The 10,014-nt window shown below is 62.4% G+C and carries 8 protein-coding genes and 1 pseudogene; 7 read left to right on the top strand and 2 right to left on the bottom strand.

The window, feature by feature from the left end; translation table 11 throughout:
* Positions 1-94 precede the first annotated feature (94 nt).
* The 7 genes and pseudogenes from WCB02_RS33305 to WCB02_RS33275 form a co-directional block, all read left to right on the top strand.
* Positions 95-517 (top strand): annotated as a pseudogene (locus WCB02_RS33305) (efflux RND transporter permease subunit); the annotation flags it as partial.
* A 359-nt stretch (positions 518-876) separates the two neighbouring features.
* On the top strand, positions 877-1,575 hold the full coding sequence (locus WCB02_RS33300) for a TetR/AcrR family transcriptional regulator (RefSeq protein ID WP_423965105.1): 699 nt from the start codon (positions 877-879) through the stop codon (positions 1,573-1,575).
* A 578-nt stretch (positions 1,576-2,153) separates the two neighbouring features.
* The gene (locus WCB02_RS33295) at positions 2,154-3,398 is read left to right on the top strand and encodes a branched-chain amino acid ABC transporter substrate-binding protein (protein ID WP_423965103.1); all 1,245 of its coding nucleotides are present in this window, start codon (positions 2,154-2,156) and stop codon (positions 3,396-3,398) included.
* A 73-nt stretch (positions 3,399-3,471) separates the two neighbouring features.
* On the top strand, positions 3,472-4,419 hold the full coding sequence (locus tag WCB02_RS33290) for a branched-chain amino acid ABC transporter permease (protein ID WP_423965101.1): 948 nt from the start codon (positions 3,472-3,474) through the stop codon (positions 4,417-4,419).
* A complete protein-coding gene (locus WCB02_RS33285; protein ID WP_423965099.1) occupies positions 4,416-5,717 on the top strand; it encodes a branched-chain amino acid ABC transporter permease in 1,302 nt (433 codons plus the stop codon). Before WCB02_RS33290 ends, WCB02_RS33285 begins: the two co-directional genes overlap by 4 nt.
* Positions 5,714-6,463, top strand: a complete 750-nt coding sequence (locus WCB02_RS33280; RefSeq protein WP_423965096.1) for an ABC transporter ATP-binding protein — start codon at positions 5,714-5,716, stop codon at positions 6,461-6,463. Before WCB02_RS33285 ends, WCB02_RS33280 begins: the two co-directional genes overlap by 4 nt.
* The gene (locus WCB02_RS33275) at positions 6,463-7,158 is read left to right on the top strand and encodes an ABC transporter ATP-binding protein (protein ID WP_423965108.1); all 696 of its coding nucleotides are present in this window, start codon (positions 6,463-6,465) and stop codon (positions 7,156-7,158) included. Before WCB02_RS33280 ends, WCB02_RS33275 begins: the two co-directional genes overlap by 1 nt.
* A 146-nt stretch (positions 7,159-7,304) precedes the next feature.
* Here WCB02_RS33275 and WCB02_RS33270 read toward each other — a convergent pair whose 3' ends face one another.
* Positions 7,305-7,553 (bottom strand): hypothetical protein, encoded by a 249-nt coding sequence (locus WCB02_RS33270; RefSeq protein WP_423965094.1) that lies wholly within the window; start codon positions 7,551-7,553, stop codon positions 7,305-7,307.
* A gap of 160 nt (positions 7,554-7,713) precedes the next feature.
* Positions 7,714-9,750: a methyl-accepting chemotaxis protein gene (locus tag WCB02_RS33265; protein WP_423965092.1), complete on the bottom strand. Its 2,037-nt coding sequence runs from the start codon at positions 9,748-9,750 to the stop codon at positions 7,714-7,716.
* Between the last annotated feature and the right edge of the window lie 264 nt (positions 9,751-10,014).

Here is a 10,014-nt window from a genome sequence, read left to right as displayed (position 1 = left end):
ATCGCGTTCTTGGCGGCGAGGCCAACCAGCACGACGAAGCCGATCTGCGCCAGCACGTCGATCGCCATGCCGCGGATCAACAGACCCGTCACCGTGTCTCTTGGCCTCGGTGACGGGTCTGTTGATCCGCGGCATGGCGATCGACGTGCTGGCGCAGATCGGCTTCGTCGTGCTGGTTGGCCTCGCCGCCAAGAACGCGATCCTGATCGTGGAATTCGCGCGGCAGACCGAGGAGAGCGGCGCCAGCCCCGGAGAAGCCGCCGTCACCGCAGCGCGCACCCGACTGCGGCCGATCCTGATGACGTCGCTGGCGTTCATCTTCGGCGTCGCGCCGCTCGTGGTTGCAACCGGCGCTGGCTCGGAGATGCGGCAATCCCTCGGCACGGCCGTGTTCTCCGGCATGCTGGGCGTGACCGCCTTCGGCCTCTTGTTCACGCCGGCCTGCTACACCGTCGTGCGCAAAATCGGTCGCAAAAAGCAAGCGGCGAAAGCCCAGGAGGTCGCCCACGTCGCGTGAGTCCGCAGGATGAAAAGAATCAGCCGGCGGTTCGAATTTCGGCACGGTGGCGATCAGCCGACCCGATTCAGACCATGGCTTGCTGCAAGCTCTCGGATGCGCTCCGCTTACCCCCTGGGGCAACCCGTTGGGAGAGGTGAACCGGTCGCCGCCGCAGCTCAGGACGCGGGCATGAGGCTGCTCTTGACGTGCCAGGACCCACTAAGCGGCATGAGGCTGACCGGGCGTCCGGCAATGAAATTGCCGATGGCATCCAGGGGCTGGACCGATTAGATGCGCGTCTGATTGGATGGTCGCCGTTCAGCCAAAGGGCGGCTTGACCGGCTCGCCATACCGCAAAAACTGGGAGGAAACTCAGCTTGCCCGACCAACCGAGTGCCCGGCGCAAGAGTTCGGCCAAGGCCGAGCGACGCGCCGATATGATGGAGCAGATACTCGACACCGCCGAGTTTCTGTTTTCCAGGAACGGCCTCCATGGGGTTACGTTGAAGGACGTCGCAAAGCGCGTCGGCGTGCATCATACACTGATCAACTATTATTTTGAGGACAAGAAGAAGCTGTTCGACGCCGTCTTCGCGCGACGCGCGGTGATAACCAGCGAGCGTCGCATGAGGTTGCTTGATCAATACGACAAGACGACCGGCGGCAAACCTTCGGTTGAGGGAGCGCTGCGCGTATTCCTGGACAGCGACCTCGACCTTTACATCGAGGGCGGCGAAGGCTGGAGGAATTACGGCGCGCTGGGTGCGCTGGTCGCCAACACGCCCGAATGGGGCGCCGACATGATGGACCGGCATTTCGATCCGGTGGTCCTGCGCCTGATCGATCTGCTCAAGAAAGCGCTGCCGAACTGTGCGGAAGAGGATATCTTTTGGGGATACCATTTCGTCTCCGGAGCACTGATGCTCACGCTGGCGCAAACCGGGCGCATCGACAAGCTCTCGGACGGCTTGTGCAAGTCTGATGACTACGCCGCTGTCAAGGAGCGGATGGCGACCTTCATGGCGGCCGGTTTTCTTGGCGTCTGCGCGCGTCGAAAAGCCGAGCGGGATGCCTGAAAAGGCCTTGCCGGGGCGGAGATCCTGTGAATATGATGTTCACTCACTAGTGAGCTAATTAAAAATGATTGAAAGGGAGCGCGGATGAAGCTGCGAGATCGCGTTGCGGTCCTCACAGGCGCCGGCTGAGGATTGGGATGATGTCATGTGATGGTGCCGGCCGGTTTGCGCGCCGGGACGCTCGGACGTGGTACTGATACGTAATACTGGTGAATGACGAGCGCGGAGCGTATCAACGAGGCGATAACGCCAACGCTGCCCTTCAGTCACCGCCGTTTGGTCAACGATGAAGTCTCCCGATGAAAGTCAGATCACGCAGACCATGAACCGCGCGATGGCGGGTTCGGGAGCGCTGTCATTCTGGTCAGCGCACTCGAACGAAGCTGGCATCCACAACAAAGCTGACATCCACCATGAGGCTGTCCAAGGAGGTATCTCGCAGTCGGTCGTAGCCGGTGGCTGAAGCGGCTCCATGGGAGACGCGCACGAAAAATCCGGGCACGAGCGGCCGTCGTCATCATTCGGGAAACAGCTCCCGTCCAAGGGAGCGAATGTCCAGTCCAACGAGGAGGAAATCAATGAGGAAGACACTCGCCATGGCAGCCCTCACGCTGTCAGTGCTCGGCCTGAGCGCCATGTCGGCGGCAGCCGAGGACACCGTCAAGATCGGCTACATCGATCCGCTTTCGGGCGGCGGCGCCAGCGTCGGCGAGGTCGGCTTGAAGACCTTCCAGTTTCTCGCCGACGAATTGAACGCCAAAGGCGGCATCCAGGGCAAGAAGGTCGAGATCGTTCCGCTCGACAACAAGACCAACCCGCAGGAAAGCCTGGTCCAGGCGCAAAAGGCAATCGACGCCGGCATCCGCTTCCTCACCCAGGGCAACGGCTCGGCGGTGGCGAGCGCGCTTTCCGACTTCGTCACCAAATACAACGAACGCAATCCCGGCAAGGAAGTGCTGTATTTCAACTATGCTGCGATCGACCCGGTTCTGACCAACGCCAAGTGCAGCTTCTGGCATTTCCGCTGGGATGCGAGCTCCGACATCAAGATGGAGGCGCTGACCAACTACATCAAGACGGTGCCCTCGATCAAAAAGGTCTATCTGATCAACCAGGATTATTCATTCGGAGAATCCGTCCGTACTGCGGCCAGGGCCATGCTGGCCGCCAAGCGGCCGGACATCAAGATCGTCGGCGACGAAAAGCACCCGCTGTTGAAGATCACCGATTTCGCGCCGTATATCGCCAAGATCAAGGAGTCGGGCGCCGACACCGTCATCACCGGCAACTGGGGCCAGGATTTCGCGCTGCTCCTGAAGGCGGCCGCCGACGCCGGGCTCAAGGTCAATTGGTACACTTATTATGCCGGCGGCACCGGCGGCCCGACCGCGATCAAGCAGGCCAATCTCGATCATCAGGTGTTCCAGATCACCGAAGGCATCGCCAATATCGACAATCCATCCTCGCAGGAATTCGAGAAGGCGATCCGGGCCAAATACGACTTCAGCCTGTTCTATCCGCGCGCCGTCAACGAAATGCGCATGCTGGCAGCGGCAGCCGACAAGGCCAAGTCGATCGATCCGATCAAGGTCGCCGACGCGCTGGAAGGCATGGAGTTCGACGTGTTCGACGGCGGCAAGGGCTTCATGCGCAAGGACGATCACCAGTTCTTCCAGCCGATCTATATTTCCTCATTCGGCGACCGTAGCGAAAAGGAACCGTTCGACGAGGAGCATACGGGCTGGGGCTGGAAGCTCGTCGCCAAGATCGATACGCCCGCGACCGTCATTCCGACAACTTGCAAAATGGAACGGCCGAACTGATCATTCGCCTGTGCCAACGGTCCGCCCCAAGCAAGGTTTGGGGCGGATACGCGCTTAACTCGGCGGTGCCGTCGTGCTTGAACTGATTGTCATCTCCACGCTCAACGGCGTGTTGTTCGGCATGCTGCTGTTCCTGATGGCGAGCGGGCTCACCGTCATCTTCAGCATGCTGGGCGTGCTCAATTTCGCGCATGCGAGCTTCTACATGCTGGGCGCGTTCTTCGGATTCCAGATCAGCCGCTGGTTCGGCTTCTGGCCGGCGCTCGTGATCGCGCCGCTACTGGCGGGGGCAATCGGCGCCGCCGTCGAGCGCTACGGGCTGCGACGCGTGCACCGGAACGGTCATGTGGCTGAACTGCTGTTCACCTTCGGCCTGGCCTTCGTGATCGAGGAAGTGGTGCAGATCATCTGGGGCAAGAGCCCGGTCGATTTTCGCGTCCCGGCGCTGTTGGATTTCCCGGCCTTTACGATCTTCTCCACCAACTATCCCGCCTACAAGATGTTCATGCTGCTGGTGTCGATCGCGATCTTCTTAGGGCTTCTGCTGGTGCTGAAGAAAACCCGCATCGGGCTGATCGTCCAGGCCGCGCTGACCCATCCGCATATGGTTGGCCATCTCGGGCACAATGTCGGGCGCATCTTCATGCTGGTGTTCGGCGTCGGCACCGCGCTGGCCGCGGTGGCGGGCGTCATCGCCGGACCTGAACTGGTGACGCAGTCGGACATGGCGGGATTGCTGGGCCCGATCCTGTTCGTGGTCGTCGTGGTCGGCGGACTGGGCTCGCTGCCAGGCGCCTTCATCGCCTCGCTGCTGATCGGCCTGGTGCAGACCTTCGCGGTGTCGATGAACGGCTCGCTGTCCGGAGCCTTCGGACCGCTCAGCCCGGCCTACGCCGCGACCTGGCTATCCGACATCTGGGATGTCACCATCGCGCAGATCGCGCCAATCATTCCCTACATGATGCTGGTGCTGGTGCTGATCTTCCGTCCGATGGGTCTGCTCGGGACACGCGACACATGAGCGAAATCGCCTTGAGCGCGGCACCGCCGCTGCCTTCGACCGTCGAGAAACTCCGATTCTACGGATTGTGGGTGGTGGCGGCGGTCGTGCTGCTGCTGCTGCCGCGGGTATTCACGTCCGGCGGCTCGCTGACGACGTTCAGCCTGATCGGCATCTCGATCATCTTCTCGCTGTCCTACAATATCCTGCTCGGACAGACCGGCATGCTGTCGTTCGGGCATGCGGTGTATTACGGCTTCGGCGGCTTCCTGGCGGTGCACGCCATGAACATCATCGGCGCCGGCAAGCTGCCGATTCCGCTGCCTGTCATCCCGCTGATCGGCGGCCTGGCCGGATTTTTGTTCGCGGCCCTGCTCGGCTGGGTCTCGACCCAGCGCGCTGGGACCGCGTTCGCCATGATCTCGCTCGGCGTGGGCGAACTGATCGCCTCGTCCGCGCTGATCCTGCGCACGTTTTTCGGTGGCGAGGCCGGTGTCTCGACCAACCGGACCAAATTGCTGAAACTGTTGGGCTGGAGTTTCGGGCCGCAGATCCAGATCTATTACCTGGTGGCGGCGTGGACGCTGATCGCCGCGATCGCGATGTACGCGCTGACCCGCACGCCTCTCGGACGCATGTGCAACGCCGTGCGCGACAATCCCGAACGCGTGCAGTTCGTCGGCTACAATCCCCACGTCGTGCGCTACCTCGCATTCTGCTTTGCCGGCCTGTTCGCCGGAATTGCGGGCGCGCTGGCGGCGATCAACTTCGAAATCGCCAACTCGGCTTATCTCGGCGCCGAGCAATCGGGCAGCGTGCTGTTCGCGACCTATATCGGCGGGGTCGGATTTTTCATCGGCCCGATCGTGGGCGCGATCTTCGTCACCCTGCTGTCGCTCGGCCTCAGTGATCTGACCCAGGTTTGGCAGCTCTATTTCGGCCTGATCTTCATCGCCGTGGTGATGTTTGCACCGGGCGGCATCACCGGGCTGTTGATGATGCATCGTCCGCTGCTGAAGGCAGGCACCCTCCTCCGGTTGCTGCCGAGCTATCTGATCGCCCTGGTGCCGACGCTGGCGATGCTGACGGGACTTGTGCTCGCGATCGAAACCATCGTGCATTACACCGTCAACCCCGGCGACGATTCCCACATCCAGGCGTTCGGCGTCGGCTTCAACGCGGCGAGCCCCTCTATTTGGGCGCTGGCCGCCATGCTCTTGATTGGCGGCTTCCTGGTGGCACGCAAGACCTGGGGCTGGATCGGTCACGCCTTCGACGACGCCGCGACCAAGGCGCGTGAAAAAGGAATCGCCGCATGAGCGCCGCGATCGAACTGCGCGGGGTCGAAAAGAGTTTTGGCAATGTCGCCATCATCCGCAACATCAATCTCAGCGTGGCGCAGGGCGAACGCCACGCGCTGATCGGCCCGAACGGCGCCGGAAAATCCACCACGTTCAACCTGATCAGCGGCTACATGAAGCCGACGTCCGGCAACGTGCTGCTGCGCGGCCAGGAGATCGCTGGCCTGCCGCCCTATCAGATCAACCGCCGCGGGCTGTCGCGCAGCTTCCAGGTCACCAACGTCTTTTTCAATATGAGCGTGTGGGAAAACCTGCGCTGCGCCGTGCTGTGGTCGACCGGGCAGCGCTACGCGTTCTGGAAGAATATCGACAGCCTGCCCGTGGTGCGCGACCGCACCGCACAAATTCTGGCCGATATCAACCTCACGTCGAGACGCGACGTGCCCGCCGGCCTGCTGACCTATGCCGAGCAGCGCGCGCTGGAGATCGGCATCACGGTGGCCGGCGATGCCGACGTCATCCTGCTGGACGAGCCGACCGCGGGCATGAGCAACGCCGAAACCGAGCGCGCGGTGGCCTTGATCCGGCGCCTGACCAAGGACCGCACGCTTTTAATCGTCGAGCACGACATGAGCGTGGTGTTCGGCCTCGCCGACCGCATTTCCGTGCTGGTCTACGGCCAGATCATCGCCTCCGGCACGCCGGAGGAGATCCGCGGCAATCCGGTGGTCCGGGAAGCCTATCTCGGAGAGGAGGCGTCATGATGCTGGAGGTCGCAGGTCTGCACGCCTACTATGGCAAGAGCCATATCCTGCAGGGCGTCGACCTGCACATCGATGCCGGCGAGGTCGTCAGCCTGCTCGGGCGCAACGGCGTCGGCCGCTCCACGACGGTCAAGGCGATCATGGGCGAAGTACCGCCGCAGGGGTCGATCAGGTTCAAGGGCACCGACATCGCCGGCCTGCCGAACTACCGGATCGCCAACCTCGGTTTGGGCTACGTTCCGGAGCATCGCGATATTTTCCCCGGCCTGACGGTACGGCAGAACCTGATGCTCGGCATCAAGAATACCAGGCACGCGGGGAAGTGGCAGCTCGATGACATGCTGGCGATGTTTCCCAATCTCGCCGCCAGGGCCGATACCGCGGCGGGCGTGCTGTCCGGGGGCGAGAAGCAGATGCTGACCATCTGCCGCACGCTGATGGGAGACCCCGAGCTGATCATGATCGACGAGCCCACCGAGGGGCTGGCGCCGCTGATCGTGCAGCAGGTCGGCGACCTGATCGCCGAGATCGCGCGACGCGGCGTCGCCATCCTGCTGGTGGAACAGAAGCTCTCGATCGCGATGCGGATATCGCACCGCGTCTACGTGATGGGCCACGGCCGCATCATGTTCGAGGGCACGCCCGCCGAGCTCCGGCAGAACAGCGCCGTCAGCAAGGAATGGCTGGAGGTCTAGGCTCCGTGTGTTCTTGGATTTCGTCCGGGCACCGTCAAGTCGTCTCGGTGTTGGAGCGACCGAGCCAAGTATTCCGGCGCCTTCCTGCGCTGCCTACTTTTTCTGGCTGTCTTTATACTTTGGCCATTTCAGAACCCGCTCCGTCCCTACATTGCATGCTTCTCGCGCTGGAGCATGGAGCTCGCCGCGAAGAACGACTGGAACATCATCTTCGCCCGGTTCGCCGCATCCATAGTCTTCGGCTCTCTTTCGGAAGCGGGCGAAACGTTCGGCAGGGAGTGTCGTAACAACTTCGGACGTTCGCCGCGGAGAGCCATCTGCTCCTTTTCATCCACATCGCGGACGACAACACCTCGGATGAATTTGGTCGCGCTGCCCTGCTTCGCTATTTCCACGAATGCGTCATTTCCGGGGTGCATGATTTGACGGGAGGTCCGCCGTAATGAGCCGGACACCGCCAACCCGGGCATTGATCGCCTGGACGCATGGCTTCGGCCTGCTCCGGCTCCAACGACTCGCCCGCTCCCCGCCGGCCGTGCGCCGAGGGCGCGCCCTTCAGGCGGCTTTCCTGCCCGTTTGGCTGCCAAGAAAGCGCAGATAGCGCACTGACTGTTCACCCTCGAGCACGAACTTGACATGCAGTCCGTCGTCGCGGCGTCCGCGGACCTGGAAGGGCAGGCGCTCGGACAGTCCCTCGATTTCGGCTGTTCCCTTTTCGCCCTTGTTGTACTCAAAATGGCCCGCGATGAAGGCGCCGCCCTCCGAGAGATTGGCGACCGTTCCTGCCGATTGCGCGCCGCCGACGTGGATCCTGACCGACAGACTGACGGGATGGCGCGGGTCGCCGCGGCGATCCACCTCCTCGGGCGAGGAGCGCACGACCTTCACCAGCGCGGTCTTCAACTTCGAAAGATTCGAGGTCACCTCCGAGATGGCCTGACGCACGCCCGAGGCACGATCGCTGACCGCTTCGGCGTCACGGCTGACGTCGGCGATCTTGGCCGAGACGTGCTGCGCGGCGGTCGTGGACGAGGTTATGTTCTGGGCGATCTCCCGGGTCGCAAGGCTTTGCTGCTCCATCGCCAGGGCCACGGCGTCCGCCACCGAGTTGATCTCGGCGATGCAGCCGCTGATCTCGCGGAAGCCGCTCACCGTCTCTTCCGTGGCCGATTGAATCCCGCCGATGAGGCGGCCAATCTCTTCGGTCGAGCGCGCGGTCTGGGTCGAGAGCGACTTGACCTCGGCGGCCACCACCGCAAAGCCTCTGCCCGCTTCTCCGGCCCGCGCGGCCTCGATGGTCGCGTTCAGCGCGAGAAGATTGGTCTGATCGGCAATATTCCCGATCAGCTTGGTCATCTCGGCGACCTTCACGACCACCTCCGAGAGCGATTGAATGGACTCCTCGGCTTTGCTGCTCCTGGTCACGGCGGTCTTGGTCGCGGCACTGACCTTGGAGACCTGTTGTTCGATCTCGCGGATGGAGGCCGTGAGCTCTTCGGCAGATGCCGACACCGACTCGGCGTTGGCGAGAGCCTGTTCGGAGGAGGTCGCAACCTCCTGCGTTTGGTGCGAGAGGCTGTTGGCCAGCGACAGCAGACCCTCCGCCGCACCATCGACCTCCTGCGAAGCCGTGGAAATCGAGGCGACGGAGGTGCTGGTTTCCCGTTCCACCGATTCCGCCATGCGCAACACCGCCATCACGCGTTCGGCCGCAGCGGAGGCTTCCGCCACCTCCTTGTCCGACTCCATCCGGCCGATGCGGAGCGCGTTGTCGCGGAACACCTCGACAGCGCGCGACATTGCGCCGATCTCGTCATGCCGTCGTGTGCTCGGCACGGAGACCTGGGTGTTCCCGGTCACCAGCTCTGCCATGATTCGCGTCAGCTTGCGCAGCGGGGAGGCGATGCCGAAATGCGCGTAAAGCAGGATGGCGCCGGCGACGGAGAGCGACGCCAGGCCCAGCGCGTAGAGGATCGTGTTCAGCGTCTGCAGATCGGCCGTCGCCGAGTTTGTTGCAAGACGGATCGCGGCCTGGCCATCCTTGCTGAGGCGCTCCGAGACAGCAATCAGGCTTTCCATCGCCTTCGCCAGCTTGTCCGACTGCTCATCGAATTCCGGCATCATCTTGTTGCCGGCCGAAGGGCCGTCCGCGACATAGGCCTTGGCCATCTTCTCGCCGAGTTCGTAATAGGGGGCGAATTGGGTCTCCACCTGGTCGATGGCCCGTGCCACTGCATCGTTGTTGAGCTTGCCGGCAAGTTCGTGTGCTTTCGGGACCAGCGCAGCGAACTCTTTTGCGTTCTTCTCCGCCTCCTCGAAGCCGTCATCCAGGCCATCCTGCCCGCGCGTCGCGGAGACATCGGTCAGGAACTGCTGCACCTGGATGATGCTGATCTGGATATTCTTGACGTCCAACATCAGGTCTGGAAGCTGCTGCGACGTCAATTCCGAAAGCTTGTCGATGCGCTCGGCGGTGACGGCCTGCTGCCGGATAAAGAACACCGATATGCCGATGATGGCGAGCACGATCAGCGCCATCAGTGCGTTGGACAGGCCGATCTTGCCACTCAGCGAAAGCTTAAACTGAAACATTCTTGCCTGCCTTCAGTCGGAATCGATCGCCGTTTGGCGCAGATGCCCGCCGAACCACGGCGATGGACCTTTGGAATCTGCTGGACACACTGCGGCGATGGCGGATGAGTTCGCTGCCCAAAGTGCTGCACGTCTCATTAATATTGAGTGAGATTGAGCCGGCATACCGTAGTTGTTGGGGGCCGAAATGCGGCGGCCAACCGTCTGGACGCGCTATATCCGCGTATGCTCCGAAGCATGCTTCCATCTTCACAGATGCTGGAC

The sequence above is a fragment of the Bradyrhizobium sp. genome (assembly GCF_049581145.1).
Taxonomy (GTDB): domain Bacteria; phylum Pseudomonadota; class Alphaproteobacteria; order Rhizobiales; family Xanthobacteraceae; genus Bradyrhizobium.
Note: the sequence above shows the minus strand (reverse complement) of the source record. Positions and strands in the feature narration are given on the sequence as shown.